Origin of the sequence: Nocardia sp. NPDC050712, from assembly GCF_040654295.1 — a bacterium.
GTDB lineage: Bacteria > Actinomycetota > Actinomycetes > Mycobacteriales > Mycobacteriaceae > Nocardia.
The window spans coordinates 1,875,873-1,893,475 of the sequence record NZ_JBFAHT010000002.1 but is presented as its reverse complement, the minus strand read 5'-3'; the positions used below and the strand labels follow the sequence as shown (position 1 = coordinate 1,893,475).

21 protein-coding genes are annotated in these 17,603 nt (G+C 68.5%); 18 read left to right on the top strand and 3 right to left on the bottom strand.

Annotation, left to right across the window (positions count from 1 at the left end):
- The first annotated feature begins 33 nt into the window (after positions 1–33).
- From AB0H76_RS19655 to AB0H76_RS19645, 3 genes are all read left to right on the top strand, one after another.
- Positions 34–765, top strand: a complete 732-nt coding sequence (locus tag AB0H76_RS19655) for a ZIP family metal transporter (protein ID WP_357325507.1) — start codon at positions 34–36, stop codon at positions 763–765.
- A gap of 83 nt (positions 766–848) precedes the next feature.
- A complete protein-coding gene (locus tag AB0H76_RS19650; RefSeq protein WP_357325504.1) occupies positions 849–1,256 on the top strand; it encodes a VOC family protein in 408 nt (135 codons plus the stop codon).
- 96 nt (positions 1,257–1,352) lie between these two features.
- Positions 1,353–1,688: an Lsr2 family protein gene (locus AB0H76_RS19645; RefSeq protein WP_357325501.1), complete on the top strand. Its 336-nt coding sequence runs from the start codon at positions 1,353–1,355 to the stop codon at positions 1,686–1,688.
- A 6-nt stretch (positions 1,689–1,694) separates the two neighbouring features.
- Here the strand turns inward: AB0H76_RS19645 and AB0H76_RS19640 are convergent, their stop codons facing one another.
- Complete coding sequence (locus tag AB0H76_RS19640) at positions 1,695–1,922, bottom strand: hypothetical protein (RefSeq protein ID WP_357325498.1); 228 nt, start codon at positions 1,920–1,922, stop codon at positions 1,695–1,697.
- On the bottom strand, positions 1,919–2,374 hold the full coding sequence (locus AB0H76_RS19635; protein ID WP_357325495.1) for a hypothetical protein: 456 nt from the start codon (positions 2,372–2,374) through the stop codon (positions 1,919–1,921). The genes AB0H76_RS19640 and AB0H76_RS19635 overlap by 4 nt, the downstream gene beginning before the upstream one ends.
- Here AB0H76_RS19635 and AB0H76_RS19630 point away from each other — a divergent pair.
- On the top strand, positions 2,351–2,788 hold the full coding sequence (locus AB0H76_RS19630; RefSeq protein ID WP_357325493.1) for a VOC family protein: 438 nt from the start codon (positions 2,351–2,353) through the stop codon (positions 2,786–2,788). The two genes, AB0H76_RS19635 and AB0H76_RS19630, sit on opposite strands and share 24 nt — an antisense overlap.
- Here AB0H76_RS19630 and AB0H76_RS19625 read toward each other — a convergent pair.
- The gene (locus tag AB0H76_RS19625) at positions 2,734–3,291 is read right to left on the bottom strand and encodes a phosphatase PAP2 family protein (protein ID WP_357325491.1); all 558 of its coding nucleotides are present in this window, start codon (positions 3,289–3,291) and stop codon (positions 2,734–2,736) included. The two genes, AB0H76_RS19630 and AB0H76_RS19625, sit on opposite strands and share 55 nt — an antisense overlap.
- 201 nt (positions 3,292–3,492) lie before the next feature.
- Here AB0H76_RS19625 and AB0H76_RS19620 point away from each other — a divergent pair, with 201 nt between their 5' ends.
- From AB0H76_RS19620 to AB0H76_RS19555, 14 genes are all read left to right on the top strand, one after another.
- On the top strand, positions 3,493–4,608 hold the full coding sequence (locus AB0H76_RS19620; RefSeq protein WP_357325489.1) for an ABC transporter substrate-binding protein: 1,116 nt from the start codon (positions 3,493–3,495) through the stop codon (positions 4,606–4,608).
- Positions 4,609–4,615: 7 nt separating this feature from the next.
- On the top strand, positions 4,616–5,632 hold the full coding sequence (locus tag AB0H76_RS19615; RefSeq protein ID WP_357325486.1) for an ABC transporter permease subunit: 1,017 nt from the start codon (positions 4,616–4,618) through the stop codon (positions 5,630–5,632).
- Positions 5,626–6,474: an ABC transporter ATP-binding protein gene (locus AB0H76_RS19610; protein WP_357325484.1), complete on the top strand. Its 849-nt coding sequence runs from the start codon at positions 5,626–5,628 to the stop codon at positions 6,472–6,474. The genes AB0H76_RS19615 and AB0H76_RS19610 overlap by 7 nt, the downstream gene beginning before the upstream one ends.
- Positions 6,471–7,913: a pyridoxal-phosphate dependent enzyme gene (locus tag AB0H76_RS19605; protein ID WP_357325481.1), complete on the top strand. Its 1,443-nt coding sequence runs from the start codon at positions 6,471–6,473 to the stop codon at positions 7,911–7,913. Before AB0H76_RS19610 ends, AB0H76_RS19605 begins: the two co-directional genes overlap by 4 nt.
- Positions 7,910–8,611, top strand: a complete 702-nt coding sequence (locus AB0H76_RS19600; protein WP_357325478.1) for a YcnI family protein — start codon at positions 7,910–7,912, stop codon at positions 8,609–8,611. Before AB0H76_RS19605 ends, AB0H76_RS19600 begins: the two co-directional genes overlap by 4 nt.
- Before the next feature lie 170 nt (positions 8,612–8,781).
- Entirely contained in the window at positions 8,782–10,389 is a 1,608-nt protein-coding gene (locus tag AB0H76_RS19595) for a copper resistance protein CopC (RefSeq protein ID WP_357325475.1), read from the top strand.
- 9 nt (positions 10,390–10,398) lie between these two features.
- Positions 10,399–10,521 carry a hypothetical protein gene (locus tag AB0H76_RS19590; protein ID WP_357325472.1) on the top strand — a complete coding sequence of 41 codons (123 nt, stop codon included), beginning with the start codon at positions 10,399–10,401 and terminating at the stop codon, positions 10,519–10,521.
- Positions 10,522–10,763: 242 nt separating this feature from the next.
- Positions 10,764–12,374 (top strand): ATP-binding protein, encoded by a 1,611-nt coding sequence (locus tag AB0H76_RS19585; RefSeq protein WP_357326259.1) that lies wholly within the window; start codon positions 10,764–10,766, stop codon positions 12,372–12,374.
- A complete protein-coding gene (locus AB0H76_RS19580) occupies positions 12,371–12,814 on the top strand; it encodes a response regulator (protein WP_357325469.1) in 444 nt (147 codons plus the stop codon). Before AB0H76_RS19585 ends, AB0H76_RS19580 begins: the two co-directional genes overlap by 4 nt.
- A 59-nt stretch (positions 12,815–12,873) precedes the next feature.
- A complete protein-coding gene (locus AB0H76_RS19575) occupies positions 12,874–13,806 on the top strand; it encodes a TauD/TfdA family dioxygenase (RefSeq protein WP_357325466.1) in 933 nt (310 codons plus the stop codon).
- A gap of 119 nt (positions 13,807–13,925) precedes the next feature.
- Positions 13,926–14,570 (top strand): ABC transporter permease, encoded by a 645-nt coding sequence (locus tag AB0H76_RS19570; RefSeq protein ID WP_357325464.1) that lies wholly within the window; start codon positions 13,926–13,928, stop codon positions 14,568–14,570.
- Complete coding sequence (locus AB0H76_RS19565) at positions 14,567–15,871, top strand: ATP-binding cassette domain-containing protein (RefSeq protein WP_357325461.1); 1,305 nt, start codon at positions 14,567–14,569, stop codon at positions 15,869–15,871. The genes AB0H76_RS19570 and AB0H76_RS19565 overlap by 4 nt, the downstream gene beginning before the upstream one ends.
- Positions 15,868–16,605 carry an ABC transporter permease gene (locus tag AB0H76_RS19560; protein ID WP_357325458.1) on the top strand — a complete coding sequence of 246 codons (738 nt, stop codon included), beginning with the start codon at positions 15,868–15,870 and terminating at the stop codon, positions 16,603–16,605. Before AB0H76_RS19565 ends, AB0H76_RS19560 begins: the two co-directional genes overlap by 4 nt.
- The gene (locus AB0H76_RS19555) at positions 16,602–17,573 is read left to right on the top strand and encodes a glycine betaine ABC transporter substrate-binding protein (RefSeq protein ID WP_357325454.1); all 972 of its coding nucleotides are present in this window, start codon (positions 16,602–16,604) and stop codon (positions 17,571–17,573) included. Before AB0H76_RS19560 ends, AB0H76_RS19555 begins: the two co-directional genes overlap by 4 nt.
- Positions 17,574–17,603: the final 30 nt, after the last annotated feature.

Sequence of the window (17,603 nt, the reverse complement as noted above, 5' to 3'; positions counted from 1 at the left end):
GAGGGAAGCGTGGACCGCTGGCATGCTGGGACGATGGCGATCCTGCTATCGGTGCTGTCCATGTGCATGACACTGTTCGGCGGCTTCGTCGCGGTGCGAATCGGCGACCGCAAACGCCTGGTTCTGGGCTTGGCGGCCGGCGTCATGCTCGGCGTGGTGGCCTTCGACCTGATGCCCGAAGCGCTCGCCCAGGAACCGCACGAGGCGCTGGGGGTGCCGGTGCCGCTGCTGGCCGCGGTGGTCGGCTTCCTGACCGTGCACGTCATGGAACGCACGGTAGCCCTGCACACCGGCTACGAGGACGAATTCGGTTCCCACCACCACGGATTCGCCTCGGTGGGCCTGCTGGCCGCTTCCGGCCTGGTGTTCCACAGCATGCTCGACGGCCTCAGCATCGGGTTCGGCTTCCAGGCCGGGGCCTCGGTCGGCATCGCCGTGGCCATCGCGGTCATCTGCCACGATTTCGCCGACGGCTTCAATACCTTCACCATTGCCACCCTGTACGGCAACGAGCGGCGGCGCGGCTATATTCTGCTCGGCCTCGACGCCATCGCACCCGTGGTGGGCGCGATTATCGGCACGCTGGTGCGCGTGCCCGCCGAACTGGTCGGGATCTATCTCGGATATTTCGCGGGCTTCCTGCTCTACCTCGCGACCGCGGACATCCTGCCCGAAGCGCACGCCGGAAAGCCGTCCACGGCCCCGCTGTTCTGCACACTCGCCGGCGTCGCCTGCATGCTCGGAGTAGCGGCGCTGAGCCACTGATAATCCCGGCCCGGCGCTCGATGAATTTCGCGGCGCCCGGTCGTCTCTACCGATGAGCTGTGCACTCGACCGAAGGAAGCGTTATGAACTGGACCCTCGAAGTCGTCATCGTCCCCGTCTCCGATATCGATCGCGCCATGGACTTCTACAGCCGGCAACTGGGATTCGCCGTGGATCACGACACGAAGCTCGGCGACGGAATCCGTATCGTGCAGCTGACGCCGCCGGGTTCGGGCTGCTCCATAGTGATCGGCGTCGGCGCGGTCCCGGTGATGGAACCCGGCTCGCTGAAGGGCCTGCAGCTGGTCGTTCCCGATATCGAGCAGGCGCACAAGGAACTGACGGCGCGCGGCGTGGCGGTGAGCGAGGTCCAGGTGCTCGGTGTAAATCCCTCGCCCACCCCGGAACCCCTCGACAATGTCGGTTTCGTCTTTTTCGAGGACCCGGACGGCAACAGCTGGACGGTGCAGCAGATCTCCTCGCGCGGGTGAGAAACCGGCTCATGCAGTAGCCGCGAGAAACCCCCTCGATGGCGTGGGCTAACGTTTACTACGGCATAGTTCCGCACACCTCGAAGGGTATTGAGCATGGCGCGCAAAGTCGTTGTGACACTGGTCGATGACTATGACGGTAAATCCAAGGCCGAGGAGACGGTGTCGTTCGCCATCGACGGAATCGCCTATGAGATGGACCTTTCGACGCTCAATGCCAAGCAGTTGCGCAGCACCTTCGAGCAGTGGACCCCGCACGCCCGCAAAGTCGGCCGCGCGGCACGCAGCAAGAGCAGCGAGAAGCGCTCGGTCGTAGACCGGGAGCAGACCGCCGCCATCCGCGCCTGGGCGCGCGAGCACGGCCACGAGGTTTCCAGCCGCGGCCGTATCCCGGCCGAGCTCGTCACGGCCTACGCCGCCGCCAACAAGTAGCCGCGCTCACCAGGGCAACGCTCCGGCTTTGTCGAAGTAGCCCCCGGTGGGGCCGTCCTGGTTCACCTGTGTCATCCGCACGATGATCTCAGCGCCCTCGGTCACGGTTTGCGTGCCCGCGTGGGCGTTGAGATCGGTCGCGGTGTAGCCGGGCTCCACCGCATTGATCCGCATGCCCGGCAAGGCTTTCGCGTATTGCACGGTAATTCGGTTCAGCGCGGTCTTCGACGTCAAATAAGACCGTCCCGGATAGTCGTATGCCGGGGTGCCGGGCGTGGTGCCGCTGCGGCGGATGCGTCGGCGGTGACGTCGAGTTTGCCGAGCCGCGCGGCCGCCGATCGACCGCGTTCGGCATCGCGGCAGCCGAGGTAGACGGTATGTCTTGCCGCGAGCAACTGGCGAGCGGTTTCGAATCCCAGTCCCCTGTTCGCGCCGGTGATGAGTGTTGTCGTCATGACCTCGAATTCGTCGCGCGCCGCGCGGTCGATCAGTGCCCCGGCCTTCCTGGGACTGCGAGTGCCAGGCGGGTTGCCCCGCACAATATGGGGCATGGCGACGGCGGAATTCGGAAAAAGATTCGCGGGGGATGTCGAGAACGGCCGGGCGGCTCCGTCCCAGGAGTAACGCGGCCGGATGGGCCGCGACGAACCGAGGAGAACACCATGGCGATTCACCGGATGGACCACGTCGGCGTCGTAGTCGAGGATCTCGCGGCGGCTGTCGCGTTCTTCGTGGAACTGGGGCTCGAGCTGGAGGGTGAGGCGACGGTCGAGGGTGCGTGGGCCGACCAACTGCTGGGCCTGGACAACATGCGCGCCGACATCGCCATGCTGCGCACCCCTGACGGCCACAGCCGAGTCGAAGTCTCGACCTTCCACCGGCCGGCCGCCGTCAGTGGTGTGCCGAACGCACCGGCGAACACCCTCGGCGTCCCCCGCCTCACCTTCGCCGTCGACGCCGTCGAAGACCTCATCGACCGATTGCGCCCGCACGGCGCCGAACTCGTCGGCAAGCTGGCCCAGTACGAGGATATCTACCTCTACGCCTACGTCCGCGGCCCCGCCGGCGTCATCATCGGCCTCGTCCAAGACCTCCGCTGACCAACCCGCACCAGGCCCACGACCACCCCGGCCACGCCGCCCCCGACACCCCACCCGACCAGAACATCGGTCGTCCAGTGCGCGCCGAGGTAGATCATCGCGATACCGATCACCACGATCGCTATGGCAAGCAAGCCCGCGACCCAGCGCCGGTACTCCGCCGGCCAGGGCAGGGTCAGATACGCGGTGACGGCGACCGCCGCCGTCATCGCGGCCACAGTCGACGGCATCGAGAACGCCCCGACCTGTACCACCGCGAGATCCGCCGGTGGACGCTCCCGCTGAATCAGGTGCTTCAGCCCCCGGGCCGTCGCCTGCGCCGACACGACCGCCACGACGATCGTAATCCCTTGCCACCACCAACGTTTCGCCACCACGACCACCAGGCCCGCCAGAGCGGCCACCGCGATGACCGCGTTGTTCATCCCGGCGTTCATCGCCCACCGCGCCACCGTCGTCAAGGCCCATGTCCGGTGCTGTGACAGCCACAGCAGGATGTCCATATCCCAACTCACACTGCCCATTCTGCGCTGTCCCGCCGGTGCGTTCGGATCGTACTGACGCGAACGCTGGGCACACGGCCTCCGGCTTGCGACGCTGAATCGAGCGGCACCACTGGCTCATTCGCGCCGAACCGGGCTTGCCGCCTATCGATTCGAGAGTCCGATTGCCAGTGTGCCTCGGTCTGCTCTGAAAGGAAGAGCATGGCAAGCGAAGATCAGCCGGAACAGGCCAGCGGGGAGACGGCGGCCGAGGAGCCGGTGCTCGATCCCGAGGAGACCGAGGATCTGGCGGCGCCCGTCGAACCGGAGAATTCCGCGGTGTCGCGGCGCAAGCTGTTCCTCGGCGCGGGTGCCGCCACCGCGGTGGTGGTCGGTGGTGGATTCGGGGCCTGGCTCACCACGCGCCGCACGCCGGGCGCTGGAAATGTCAAGCGCACCTTGAAGATCGGGCATGGCGGTGGCGTCTGTGAGGCGCCGCTGTATGTGGCGCATCACCAGAAGATCTTCGAGAAGCACGGCCTGGACGTCCAGATCATCAAGACCGGCGGCGACGAGATCAAGGACGCCGTCGGCGCGGGCAAACTCGATGCCGCGCCGGGCATCTTCTTCTCCTGGCTCAAGCCGATCGAGCAGGGGATCGACGCGAAACTCGCCGCCGGACTGCACGAGGGCTGCCTGCGCATCGTCGTGCCGAACGACAGCCCGATCAAATCCGTCGCCGACTTGCGCGGCAAGACGATCGGGGTCGGCGCCATCGGCGACTCGGCGATGTCGTTCTTCTCCCTGGACCTCGTCGACGCCGGGATCAACCCGGCCGAGGACGTCGACTGGCGGGTCTTCGCCGGCGACCAGCTCGGCGACGCCTTGGCCCGCGGCGAGGTCGTCGCGATCGCGGCGAGCGACCCGAACGCCTTGCTGCCCACCTTGAAAGGCGGCGCGAAGGAACTCACCAACAACTCGACCGGCGCCAATCGCCAGCTGTACTGCTGCGCGACGGCGGTCAACGGCCGGTTGCTGCGCGAGGATCCCGACATCGCGCGGTCGCTGATCACGGCGTGGGCCGAGGGCAGCCGGTGGGCGGGCGCCAACATCTCGGCGACGGCGGCGATCGAGGTGGAGCAGAAGTACGCCGCCGCCGACCAGAAGACGATCGAGGCGATCCTGAAGACCTACGGGTTCAACCCGTCCGCGGCGCGGTTGAAGGCCGAAATCATCCCCGGCATCGCGAAGTTCGCGAAGACCGGCTACCTCGACAAGCGCACCGATCCGAACGCGTTGGCCGACAAGGTGTACGCCGACCTCGGCCTGACCTGGTGAGGCCGCGGTGACTGCGACCATCGAGGCCGGCGCCGCCACCCGGCGAGCGGCGGTGGCGGAATCGCCTGCCGCCCGGCGCTATCCGCCCACGATCGGGTTCGCCCTGGCCTGGGCGGTGTGGGCCTTGACCGCGGCGACGACGCTGGTGGTGCCGGACCGGCTGCACGTCGCCGCTCCGCTGGTGGCCGGGCTGCTGTTCCTCGGCTGGACGGTGCTGCTCACCGGCTGGGCGAGCTACGCCTACCGCAGCCGGGAAGCCACACTGCGCCTGCGCTTTTGGACGCCGTGGATCGCGACGCTCGGCGGCTGGGTGCTGTTCTGGGAGTTCGCCACCGCCAAGACCGGCTGGCTGGAACCACCGTATTTCGCCTCGCCGCAGCAGATGCTGCTCGTGTTCTACAGCGACGCGGGCATTCTCGCCTCCAGCACCTGGCATTCCCTGTTGCTGCTGGCGGTCGGGTTCGTGATCGGCGCGGTCGCGGGCGTCAGCACGGGTATCGCGCTCGGCTGGTCGAAATTGGCTGCCTACTGGGGCAATCCGATCCTGCAGACCGCGGGCCCGGTCCCGGCGGCCACCCTGCTGCCCGTGATTCTGGTGCTGTTCCCGACCACCTACAGCGGCAGCGTCTTCATGGTCGCCTTCGGGGTGTGGTTCCCGGTCGCGGTGCTGACCAGGGCCGGGATCGCGGGGGTGGGGCGCGGCTATTTCGACGTGGCGCAGACCCTCGGCGCGTCCAAGAATTTCCTGATCTGGCGGGTCGCCGTGCCGGGCGCGCTGCCGAGCATCTTCACCGGCTTGTTCATGGGCTTGGGCGCGTCCCTGGCCGCGCTGGCGGTCGCCGAATTGCTCGGCGTGAAGGACGGTCTCGGCTGGTACATCCAGTGGACCAAGGGCTGGGCCGCCTACCCGCGCATGTACGCGGCGATCGTGATCATGGTGGTGGTTTGCCGCACCTTGATGCTGCTGCTGTTCCGGGTGCGCAATCGCGTGCTGCTCTGGGAGAAGGATTTGGTGCGATGGTGAGCGATCACCGGGGCAGCGCCGTCGAGATCGACGCGGTGTCCCATCAGTTCACGGTGGCGGGCGCGCGCAAGCGCGGGCTGGCGGATCTGCTGCTCGGCCGGCCCGCGCCCACACCGACCCGCGCGCAGGAGCTGGGCCGGCTGCGCGTACTGACCAACGTCTCGCTGACGATCGAGCCGGGCGAATTCGTGGCCCTGCTCGGCCCCTCGGGCTGCGGTAAATCGACACTGCTGCGCCTGCTGTCCGGCCTGGATCAGCCCTCGCGCGGCGAGCTGCGGGTCGACGGCGTTCCGATCAGCGGCCCGGATCCGCACCGGGCCTTGATGTTTCAAGATCCGACCCTGTTTCCGTGGCGCACCGTCGAGCAGAATGTGGCGCTCGGCCCGCAGGCCCGGGGCACGCTCGGCGCGGATCGCGAGCGCGTGGACCAGTCCCTGGCACTGGTCGGGCTGGACGGCTTCCGGGATTCGTTCCCGGCCCAGCTGTCCGGCGGTATGGCCCAGCGGGTGGCCCTGGCCCGGGCGCTGGTGAATCGACCGCGCCTGTTCCTGCTGGACGAGCCGCTCGGCAAACTCGACGCGCTCACCCGGGCGACGTTGCAGACCGAGATCGTGCGGCTCTGGACGGCGGACGGTTTCACGGCGGTGCTGGTCACCCACGACGTCGACGAGGCATTGCGGCTGGCCGACCGTGTCGTGGTCATGTCGCAGCGGCCGGGAAAAGTAATGCAGGACATAGCGGTGGACCTGACCCGCCCACGCGATCACGACGAACCCGAATATTTGCGACTCCGCCGGCTGATTCTGGATCTGCTCGGCGAAACGGGGAAGGCCGCAGCATGACAGACATCGAAGCGCGCACGGTAGCCGGAGTTTTCGACTCCGTCGTCGAAGCGATCGGCAATACGCCCCTGGTCCGCCTGAACCGGCTGACCGCGGGCATCGCCGCCACCGTGTACGTGAAGCTCGAATATCTCAATCCCGGTGCCAGTGTGAAGGATCGGGCCGCGCGCGCCATGCTGCTCGCCGCCGAGGTCAGCGGTGAGCTGGCGCCCGGCGGCACGGTGATCGAGGCGACCTCGGGCAATACCGGAGTCGGCCTCGCGGCCATCGCGGCCGCCAAGGGCTATCGGACGATCGTGGTCGTGCCGGACAAGGTCAGTGCCGAGAAGATCGCGCTGCTGCGCGCCCACGGCGCCGAGGTGCACGTCACGCCGGGTGGGCGGCCGGTCGATCATCCCGAGCATCTGCGCAGTGTCGCGCTGCGGCTGGCCGCCGAGATTCCGGGCGCCTGGTTCGCGGGCCAATACGACAACCCCGCCAACCCGGCCGCCCACCGGGCGACCACCGGGCCCGAGATCTGGGCCCAAACCGGCGGCGGCGTCACGCATTTCGTGGCGGGCGTCGGTACCGGCGGCACCATCACCGGAACCGGGGAATTCCTGAAGGAGGTGTCCGGCGGCGCGGTGCAGGTCATCGGGGCCGACCCGGATTCCTCCGTCTACGGCGGGGGTGACGGCCGCGCCTGGTACATCGAATCGGTGGGGCACTACCTGCATCCGGAGACCGCCGAGGACCTGTGGCCCGAGTCCTACCACCCCGCGGTGGTAGATCGGCTCGAGCGCGTTCCCGATGTCACCTCGCTGACGACGCTGCACCGGCTCGCCCGCGAAGAAGGTCTCCTGCTGGGTGGATCGTCGGGCACCGCCGTCGCGGTCGCCCTGCGCGTGGCCCGTGAACTGAGCGTCGAGGACGTCGTCGTCGTGCTGGCGCCGGACTCCGGGCGGTCCTATCTCTCGAAGTATTTCGACGACGAATGGCTGGGGCGCTTGGGCTTTCCGCTGCTGTCGGCGGTCACCGAGCCGATTGTCGCCGATCTCCTCGGCGATCCGGAGCAGGCGCAACGCCCGCGCGTGGTGCCGTCCGGCGTGACGGTCGACGTGGCGCGCGAGTTGCTCGGCGATGCGCCGGTGCTGCCCGTGGTGTTGCAGCGCGTGGCCGGCGGGGTGCCGGTGGTCGCGGAACTGCTCGGCACGGTGGTCGCGGAAACGCTCGCCGCCGCTCCCGGCGCGGATCTGGTCACCCAGCACCTGGGGCCGCCGTTACCCGTGATCGGAACGACCGAGCCGCTGGCGCGGGCCGTGGCACGACTCGGCGACCACCGCGGCCCGGTCCTGGTCGCGCATCACGGCCGCGCCGTCGCCCTGATCCAGGATGACCGGCTGCGGGCCGCCGTCGCGGCGGCGAACGGCAGCACGGTGCACGCGGAGGTGGCGGGATGAAGCGTCCGGCCGTGACCGCGGCGCTCACCCTCGGCGTGCTTCTCGGAACCACGGGCACCGCCGGGGCGCACGTCACCGCGAGCGCGCCCGATGCCGCACCGGACGCGTACTCCGTTGTCACACTGCGAGTTCCGACCGAATCCGAGACCGCGGGGACGGTGGGTTTCGAGGTCACGCTGCCCACGGATCATCCCCTGGCGGTGGTCCGCAACGCGACGACGCCCGGCTGGGATGTCGCGTTGCGCCGCACCACCGCACCGACACCGATCGACAACGGCCACGGCGGCAAGGTCACCGAATTCGTGTCGTCGGTGACCTTCACCGCCCGCCCGGGAACCGCGATCGCCCCGGGTGAATTCGCCGAATTCCGCCTGCTACTCGGCCCCCTGCCCAACGTGCGCGAACTGGTCCTACCGGCCATCCAGACCTACAGCGACGGCACCCAGGTGTCCTGGATCGAACGCAGCACCGACGGCAGCACCCCGGACAAGCCCGCACCGACGATCCGGCTCGCCGCCGCCGGCCACGCCAACCACAACGCGCCGGATCACAACGACCCCGCCACTCCACAAGCCGCTCCGGCACAGGATGATTCGTCGTCCTCGGGCTCCTGGCTCGGCGGCCTCGCCCTGATCGCCGCACTGGTGGCGCTGGTCCTGGCGGGCCTGCCGCTCGTCCGGAGCGCCAGAGCGAAGTGACCCTCCCGGTGCCCGGCGGGCCGAGCGCTCGTGTGGGGCGCGCATGCGAAGCAACCTGCCCGGTGCCCGCTGGGTCTAGCGTTCGTGTGGGGCGTGCATGCGAAGCGACCTGCCCGGTGCCCGCTGGGTCTAGCGTTCGTGTGGGGCGCGCGAGCGATATGACTCGTCCGGTGCCCGCCGGGTCTGGTGCCGGTGGGGTGCGCGCGGGCGAAGTGATCCGCTCGGTGCCCGCCGGGCTCCGGCGGGTTGTCGTCGTCCTGCTCGCGTTGCTGGCGACGCTGTGGGTGTCGGCCGGGTATGCGTCGGCGCACGCGTCGTTGGTCGGCACCGACCCGGCCTATGGTGCGTCGGTTGCCGAGGCGCCCGCGCAGGTGTCGGTGACCTTCGACGAGTCGGTGACTGCCGCGGACTCCGGTGTGACCGTGGTCGGTACGGACGGCGCACGCGTTGATACGGGCGGGGTTTCGTCGGCGGACGGTGGTCACACGGTGCGCGTCGGGTTGCCTACGGAACTGCCGGTGGGCACCTATCTGCTGAGCTGGGTGGTGTTGTCCGCGGACGGGCACACGATTGGTGGCTCCAGTGTGTTCGGTGTGGGCGTGCCACCTGATCTGACGCTGGGCGATCCGCCGCGTGATCCGCTGGTGGCGGCGCTGGACACCGTGGTCCGGATACTCACCGCGCTGGGCTATTTCGGCGTCGTTCTCGGCGTCGGGGTTCCGGCGGTGGCCTGGCTGACGTGGCGGGCGGGCGTGCGCACGCCGATCGTGGTGCAGTCGGCGCGGACCGGTGCGGGCCTGATCGCGGTGACCGCACTGTTGATTCTCGCCGTGACTCCGGCCCGGCTGATCGGCGCGTCCGGGTGGACCGATCCCGCGGTGTGGGAGCAGACATTCGGCTCGTCGCCCGGAGTAGCGGCACTGCTGCGGGCGGCCGCCGCGGCGGCCTTGGCCATCGCCTATCCGCGGCTGCGGGTGGCCGGACCGGCCGCCGCTGTCCTGCTGCTGGCGACGGCGGCGGGCGGGCACGGAGTCGCGGGCGCGGATCGCGTCGTCGCGTTGCTCTCGACCACAGCGCATCTGGCCGCGATGTCGGTGTGGGTCGGGGGAGTGGTGCTGGCCGTCGTGGTCTGGCGCGACCCCGAACGCACAAGGCTGCTGGCCGGATTCGGCCGGGTCGCCCTCGGCGCGGTAGCGGTATTGCTGCTGACTGGAACGTATCAAGCCATCCGCTCGATCGATCCACTCGCGGCACTGTGGACCACCTCGTGGGGCCGCCTGTTGCTGCTGAAACTGGCGCTCGTACTGGCCGCTTTCGGCACCGTGCTCGTCGTGCGCGCCCGCGCGGGCACCACGGCACTGCGGGCCGAATTCGCTTTGCAGGCAGCCGCATTGGTGGTGACCGCCGCGCTGGCGGGCGTCACCCCGGCGCGCGATTCGTATGATCCGCCGAGCACCATCGTCGCCGCGGTCGGCCCGCTGCGCGCCACCCTCGCCGTCGACGGCGCGGGTGCGGGCGAACAGGAACTCACCCTCCGCTTGCGTGACGCACAGGGCAACCCCACCGGCGCGGCACGCGTCTCGGCCAGACTCACCCGCGGTGACACCGGCCCCATCGATCTACCGTTCCGCCGCGTCGACCCGATCGAGCTGGGACCGAACTACTTTGTCTCGCAATCGGTCCGGGTCCCCACGGCCGGTCAGTGGCAGCTACTGCTCACCGTCACCGTCGATCGGACCACGGCGTACACGGCGACGGTGCCCTACCGCGTCTGGTGACCGCTGGACATGCACTTCCTCATCCTGGCCTGGGCCGACGATATGCAGCCGCTGTTCGGCATCGGGCTCGGTGCGCTGGGCGTCGTGGTCGCGCTCGCCGGCGGCGTCCTGGCCGCGCAGAAGAGCGAGTAGCCGGACCCGCGGATTCGAGCGCCGCGCGTGCGGTAGCGGACTCGAAGCGAGCGGCGCGCAGTCGCCCCTTGGTTCAGCGAGATTCGCTGCCGCGCCCGCTGCCCGGTCGAGCCGCTGGGTGTGTGCTCAGGACGGCGCCGACCCGGATACGCTGTACCCGACTCTTCGGCCCCGCGTGGTCGCTTGAAGCCGATGGCACCTGTCGAGGTGCCCGCAATATCTGTGGAAGGCGGGTGCCCGCGATGACGGCGGTGCAGAACCGGACTCGTATCGTCGGCCGATTCTCGGTGCAGACATGGTTCCAGTTGGTCCTGGCGGTGATGGCGATCGTGGTGCTGATCGGCGCGGCCGCGGGCGCGCAGGTGATCGCCAACACCAACAACGCCACCGACCGGGTGATGAACCACACCCAGCCCGCGTTGACGCGCGCCTTCCAGTTGCAGGCGGCGCTGATCGATCAGGAGACCGGGATCCGCGGCTACGCCATCACCGGTGATCAGCAGTTCCTGGACCCCTACCGCGCCGGGCAGCAAGCCCAGACCGTGGCCGCGGATCGGATCAAGGTCCTGCTGGCCGGCGATTCGAAGCTGCTGGCCCAGCTCGACGCGGTCCAGAGCGCCGCGCAGAACTGGCGCACCGGCTATGCGGCCGCCCGCGCCGCCGACCCCACCCCGACCGCCTCGGGGACACCGGCCATCTCTGCCCAGGGCAAGACGCTCTTCGACACGGTGCGCGCGAGTTTCGAAGCCCAGAACGCCGGTCTGGCCGCTGTGATCGCCGACGACCGCCGCGCCCTCGACCATGCCCGCACCCTGCGCAACGTGGTGCTGCTGGCGATGGTGGCGGTCTTCCTGGTGACCGGGCTCGCGCTGACCGTGCTGATCCGGCGGCTGGTCACCCGGCCGCTGGCGGCGTTGAGCAAAGCGTCGCTGAAGGTCGCGGGCGGCGATTTCGAGCATTCCATCGACGCGCACGGACCCACCGATGTCGCCGCACTCGGCAGCGCGGTGGAGCGGATGCGCGGCCGGATCGTCACCGAACTGGAGACCTCCCGCGGACAGGAAGCGACGCTGGTCCGGCAGAAAGCCGATCTGGATGTCCAGACCGAGGAACTGCGCCGCTCCAACACCGAACTGGAGCAGTTCGCCTACGTCGCCTCGCACGATCTGCAGGAACCGCTGCGCAAGGTGGCCTCGTTCTGTCAGCTGCTGGAGAAGCGCTACGGCGACCAGCTCGACGGCCGCGGCAAGCAGTACATCGACTACGCGGTCGACGGCGCCAAGCGGATGCAGGTGCTGATCAACGATCTGCTCACGTTCTCCCGTGTCGGGCGGGTCACCGACAGCACCCAGCGCACCGAGCTCGGCGCGACCCTCGACGACGCGCTGGCCAATATCTCCTCGGCCATCGAGGGCAGCCGCGCCGACATCCAGCGACCCGAGCAGCTGCCGCAGGTGGTCGGTGACCCAACCCTGCTGACGATGCTGTGGCAGAACCTCATCGCCAACGCCGTCAAGTTCCGCAGCCCCGATCGGCCGCCGGTCATCGTCATCGACGCCGACCTGAACGCCGAGGCCGGAATGTGGGAGTTCGCGGTGACCGACAACGGCATCGGCATCGCCCCCGAGTTCACCGAGCAGGTCTTCGTCATCTTCCAGCGCCTGCACAGCAGGGAGTCCTACAGCGGTACCGGAATCGGGCTGGCGGTGTCCAAGAAAATCGTCGAATACCATGGCGGGAAGATCTGGATCGACACCGCTCACACCGACGGCACCCGTTTCCGATTCACCCTGCCCGTCCCCGTCGAGCTCGCCGACGCGGCGGTCACCGCCGTCGAAGGAGAATCCCAGTGACCATTCCCGGCCAGCCGATCGACATCTTGCTCGTCGAGGACGACCCGGGCGATGAACTCATGACCCGGGAAGCGTTCGAGGACAACAAGATCGGCAACACCCTGCACGTCGTGCGGGACGGGCAGGAGGCCCTGGATTTCCTGTTCCAGCAGGGCGAGCATACCGCGGCGCCGCGACCAGACCTGGTCCTGCTGGATCTGAACCTGCCGAAGTACAGCGGCCGGCAGGTGCTGGCGAAGATCCGCGCCGACGAGAACCTGTGCACGATGCCGGTGATCATCCTCACCACCTCCTCGGCCGAGGACGACATCATGAGCAGCTACCGGCTGTTCGCCAACGCCTACGTCACCAAGCCGGTCGAGCTGGACCAGTTCGTCGGCGCGATCAACAAGATCGAGGATTTCTACTTCCACGTCGTGCGGCTGCCCCGGCACCGCTAATTCGATCCGCGTGACTTTAATGGTGGGCACGCAGGTGGCGGCGTGGTTTCGTGACTGGCATGTCGGTTGATATCGCTGCGGAATCCGGGACCTCGGTGCGGGTGGTCAAGCTCGGCGCCCAGATCGGCGCGCGGATCGAGGGGGTGCGGCTGGGCGGTGACCTGGACGCCCCGGCCGTCGCGGCCATCCGGGCGGCGCTGCACGAGCACAAGGTCATCTTCTTCCAGGGTCAGCAGCACCTGACCGAGGACGGGCAGTACGAGTTCGCCGAGTTGCTCGGCAACCCGACCACCCCGCACCCGACGCTGACCTCGGCCGGAGCCAAGAGCCTCGCCATCGACTCCCAGCACGGCCGCTCCAACGTCTGGCACACCGACGTCACCTTCGTCGACCGCGTGCCGCAGGCCTCGATCCTGCGGGCGGTGACGCTGCCCAGCTACGGCGGCTCGACCACCTGGGCCTCGACGGTCGCCGCCTACGACGCGCTGCCGCAACCGCTCAAGGTGCTGGCCGAGAGCCTGCGTGCCCGGCACACCAACCTCTACGACTACGCCGGCGAGGGCCGCGCGTCGGCGGAAGGGTCCTCCGCGTACCGGCGCGAGTTCGAGTCGACCTACTTCGAGACCGAGCATCCCGTCGTCGAGGTGCATCCCGAAACCGGGGAACGCGCCCTGCTGCTCGGCTGCTTCGTGAAGGAACTGGTCGGCGTCTCCAGCAGCGAGTCCAAGGCGCTGTTCCAGCTGTTCCAGAACCGGATCACCCGGCTGGAGAACACCACCCGCTGGAACTGGTCGCTGGGCGATGTGGCGATCTGGGACAACCGGGCCACCCAGCACTACGCCATCGACGACTACGACGGCGCCGAGCACCGCAAACTCACCCGCATCACCCTCTCCGGCGACATCCCGGTCGGTGTCGACGGCCGTCCCAGCACCGTGATCTCGGGTGACGCCCAGTCGTACGCGCCGGTCGAGGTGCCGCGCGCGGCCTGAAGGGCACAACGACATAACGGCGAGTCGCTTGCCGCGCGCCGCCCCGGGCCGGGGCGGCGCGATCATTTACTGTCGGTTAGCTCGAACCGACCCGGTCTTCGGCCGACAAGGGGAATCCCGTGCATTTGTGGAGCTATATCCAGGGGCGGGGCGAGTTGCTGACGTTCCTCACCTATCAGCACGCTTCGCTGGCATTCCAGACGGTCCTGGTCGGGACGGTGCTCGCCGTGCTCATCGCGATCGCGGTCTACCGGCTGCCGCTGCTGTCCTCGCTCACGCTGACCTCGAGCCGCGTGGCGCTGACCATTCCGTCGCTCGCGCTGCTGGCCCTGCTGCTGGTCCCGTTCGGGCTCGGGGTGGTGCCCTCGTTCATCATGCTGGCGTTCTTCGCGACCTTGCCGGTGATCGGCAACGCGATCGTGGGCTTGCGGTCGGTGCCGAAATCGGTCGTCGAATCCGCGCGCGGCATCGGGCTGTCCCGCCGGCGGATCCTGTTCACCGTCGAATTGCCGATCGCCTGGCCGGTGATTCTCACCGGCATCCGGATCTCCACCCAGATGGTGGTCGGCGTCGCCGCGATTGTCGCCTACGTCCTGGGCCCCGGCCTGGGCTCGCTCATCTTCAACGGCCTGTCCCGGCTCGGCGGCGCGAACGCGCTCGAGATGGCACTGACCGGAACCATTCTCATCGTCGCGATCGCGTTGGTGTTCGACGCGCTCCTCGTCCTGCTCGGACGTCTCACCATCGCAAAGGGACTCTCATGACCGATGCTGTGACCACCCGGCCTGTTTCGGCGGAACGCAATGTGACCGGGGCGTCCATCACGCTGGACGGAGTGGTCAAACGCTATCGGGGACAGGAGAAGCCGGCGGTCGAACGCCTGGACCTGGAGATCGAGGCCGGCCAGATCGTCGCGTTCGTCGGCCCGTCCGGCTGCGGCAAGACCACCACCCTCAAGATGATCAACCGGCTGATCGAGCCGAGCGAGGGCCGGATCCTGATCGACGGGCGCGACGTCACCAAGGAGGATCCCGACAAGCTGCGCCAGTCGATCGGGTATGTCATCCAATCCGGCGGGTTGTTCCCGCACTGGTCGGTGGCCAAGAACATCGGCGCGATCCCGCGCGTGCTGGGCTGGGACAAGAAGCGGATCGCCGAGCGCACCGAATATCTGCTCGACCTGGTCGGGCTGGATCCCGCCACCTTCGCCGACCGGCTGCCCAAGGACATGTCCGGCGGCCAGCAGCAGCGCGTCGGCGTGGCACGGGCGCTGGCCGCCGATCCGCCGGTGCTGCTCATGGACGAGCCGTTCGGCGCGGTCGATCCGATCACCCGGGTTCGCCTGCAGGACAGCCTGATCGCGATCCAGCACGAACTCGGCAAGACGATCGTGATCGTCACCCACGATTTCGAGGAAGCCACCAAGCTCGGGGACAAGGTGCTGATCCTGTCCGAGGGCGGGCATATCGAGCAGTACGCGACCCCGGAGGAGATTCTCACCGATCCGGCCACGCCGTTCGTCGAGGAGTTCGTGGGGTCCGGGGCGAAGCTGGCGTATCTGACGGTGTCGCGAGTGCGCGACGTGGAGTACGACAAGGTCGTCACCGCCCAGATCGGCGAATCCTCGGAGCAGGTGATCGCCCGGGCGAAGGACTCGGGGCACAGCTGGATCGTGGTCGTCGACCGGGCCGGGCGGCCGCGCTCGTGGCCCTCGCTCACCGAGGTGGCGACCAAGCCCGAGGTTTCGGACTTCCTGGATCGGCGGCTGCCGGTGGTGGCCCGGTCCTCGACGCTCAACGACGCGTTCGACGAGATGCTCGCGACCAGCCAGGGGGCCACGCTGGTCACAGACGGCCGGGGCGCGGTCGTCGGCTCGCTGAGCATCGGGGCGGTGACCGAACTGATCCGCAACAAGCTCGCCGAGGGGCACCCCGAGGAGGCGGACCTCTCCTACGAAACCTATGTCGACGGCACCGATCCCGCACCGACCCCCGTGGTCGCCGCCGAGGACGAACCGGGTTCGCTGGCGGCGGACGCGTCCGAGGAACCGGCCGGGCAGTCATGAATCGGTTGCGCCGCATACCGATCGACGTCTGGTTCGAACCGATCATCATTCTCGCGATCGGGATCGGCTACGTCCTGTGGTATCGGTCCAGCACCTTCACCGCGACCGAGCAGGCGGCCCTGGGCTGGGACAATCTGCAGACCACGATTCTCGCGCACATCAAACTGACCGTGGTGGCCACGCTGATCGTCGTCGTGGTGGCGATACCGCTCGGGATCGCGTTGACCCGGCCGGGTTTGAAGCGACTGGAGCCGTTCGCCGTCAACGTCGCCAATATCGGCCAGGCGGCACCGGCGGTCGGTCTGCTGGTGCTGTTCACCTTCTGGCTGGGCACCGGATTCCGCACCGCCGTCATCGGATTGGTGGTGTACGCGATCCTGCCGATCCTGCAGAACACGATCGTCGGGCTGCGCCAGGTGGATCAGCGCACCATCGAGGCCTCGCGCGGGATCGGATTCTCGGCCGCGCGCACCCTGGCGCAGGTCGAACTGCCGCTGGCGGTGCCGGTGATCCTCAACGGTGTGCGCACCGCGCTGGTGATCCTGGTCGGCACCGCGACCCTGAGCACCTTCATCGGCGCCACCAGCCTCGGCACGCTGATCACCACCGGGGTCACGCTGTTCCTGCCCAAACTGCTCATCTCCGGCGCGATTCTGGTCGGTCTGCTCGCGCTGGTCATCGACTGGCTCGGCCGGCTGGTCGAATTGGCCGCGACCCCGCGAGGTGTGTCATGAGGCTGGTCCGCACCGGATCGATCGCACTGCTGCTGGTTTCGCTGCTCGCCGGGTGCGGGCTGGTGAGCTCGTCGGGCACCTTCCACGATGCGAGCCTGCCGGGCGGGGAGCGGCCGCTGGACGGCGCGAAGCTCGTCGTCACCTCCAAGAGCTTCACCGAGGGCGTGCTGCTCGGCAAGATCACCGCGACCTACCTGGCCGCGGCCGGCGCCGAGGTCACCGACCTGACCGGGGCGCCCGGGTCGGCGTCCTCGCGGCAGGCCCAGCTCAACGGCGACGCCGACATCCTCTGGGAGTACACCGGCACCGGCTGGGTCAACTACCACAACGAGACCGAGACGATCGTGGACCCGAAGGAGCTGTGGCAGCAGGTCCACGATATCGAGAAGCGCGACTACAACCTGGAATGGCTGCCACCGGCGAACTTCAACGACACCTATGCCTTCGCCGCGTCCGGCCCGACCGCACAGCGTCTGGGGGTCGAGTCGCTCTCCGACGTCGCCGCGCTGCCCGTGGGCGATCGCACCTTCTGCGTCGACGACGAATTCTTCAGCCGCTCGGACGGTTTCCTGCCGATGCTGACGAAATACGGTATCCCGTACAACGATCCGAACGGCGTGCCCGCGGGCAACGTCACCCGGATGGACGCCGGCGTCGTCTATCCGGCGACCGCCAAGAGCGCACCCTGCAACTTCGGCATGGTCTACACCACCGACGGCCGGGTCAAGAACCTCGATCTGACGGTCCTGGACGACGACAAGAAGTACTTCCTGCCCTACAGCGGCACCGCCGTCGTGCGCGGCGCGATCATCGAGGAGTACCCCCAGCTGCGCACGTTGCTCGGCACCATCTCCGAACGCCTCACCGACCAGCTCATGCAGGATCTGAACGGGCGCGTCGACATCGACGGCGAAGATCCCTCCGACGTCGCCTACGACTGGCTGCGCAGCGAGAAGCTGGTCGAGTAGCGGGACCGGCCGGCCGAATTGTTAGGGTCG

Excerpts from the sequence above, each read along its gene's own strand:
- AB0H76_RS19655 (WP_357325507.1), top strand. The coding sequence starts at position 34 with ATGGCGATCCTGCTATCGGTGCTGTCCATGTGCATGACACTGTTCGGC.
- AB0H76_RS19650 (WP_357325504.1), top strand. The coding sequence starts at position 849 with ATGAACTGGACCCTCGAAGTCGTCATCGTCCCCGTCTCCGATATCGAT.
- AB0H76_RS19645 (WP_357325501.1), top strand. The coding sequence starts at position 1,353 with ATGGCGCGCAAAGTCGTTGTGACACTGGTCGATGACTATGACGGTAAA.
- AB0H76_RS19630 (WP_357325493.1), top strand. The coding sequence starts at position 2,351 with ATGGCGATTCACCGGATGGACCACGTCGGCGTCGTAGTCGAGGATCTC.
- AB0H76_RS19625 (WP_357325491.1), bottom strand. The coding sequence starts at position 3,291 with ATGGACATCCTGCTGTGGCTGTCACAGCACCGGACATGGGCCTTGACG.
- AB0H76_RS19620 (WP_357325489.1), top strand. The coding sequence starts at position 3,493 with ATGGCAAGCGAAGATCAGCCGGAACAGGCCAGCGGGGAGACGGCGGCC.
- AB0H76_RS19610 (WP_357325484.1), top strand. The coding sequence starts at position 5,626 with ATGGTGAGCGATCACCGGGGCAGCGCCGTCGAGATCGACGCGGTGTCC.
- AB0H76_RS19605 (WP_357325481.1), top strand. The coding sequence starts at position 6,471 with ATGACAGACATCGAAGCGCGCACGGTAGCCGGAGTTTTCGACTCCGTC.
- AB0H76_RS19600 (WP_357325478.1), top strand. The coding sequence starts at position 7,910 with ATGAAGCGTCCGGCCGTGACCGCGGCGCTCACCCTCGGCGTGCTTCTC.
- AB0H76_RS19590 (WP_357325472.1), top strand. The coding sequence starts at position 10,399 with ATGCACTTCCTCATCCTGGCCTGGGCCGACGATATGCAGCCGCTGTTC.
- AB0H76_RS19585 (WP_357326259.1), top strand. The coding sequence starts at position 10,764 with ATGACGGCGGTGCAGAACCGGACTCGTATCGTCGGCCGATTCTCGGTG.
- AB0H76_RS19575 (WP_357325466.1), top strand. The coding sequence starts at position 12,874 with ATGTCGGTTGATATCGCTGCGGAATCCGGGACCTCGGTGCGGGTGGTC.
- AB0H76_RS19565 (WP_357325461.1), top strand. The coding sequence starts at position 14,567 with ATGACCGATGCTGTGACCACCCGGCCTGTTTCGGCGGAACGCAATGTG.
- AB0H76_RS19560 (WP_357325458.1), top strand. The coding sequence starts at position 15,868 with ATGAATCGGTTGCGCCGCATACCGATCGACGTCTGGTTCGAACCGATC.
- AB0H76_RS19555 (WP_357325454.1), top strand. The coding sequence starts at position 16,602 with ATGAGGCTGGTCCGCACCGGATCGATCGCACTGCTGCTGGTTTCGCTG.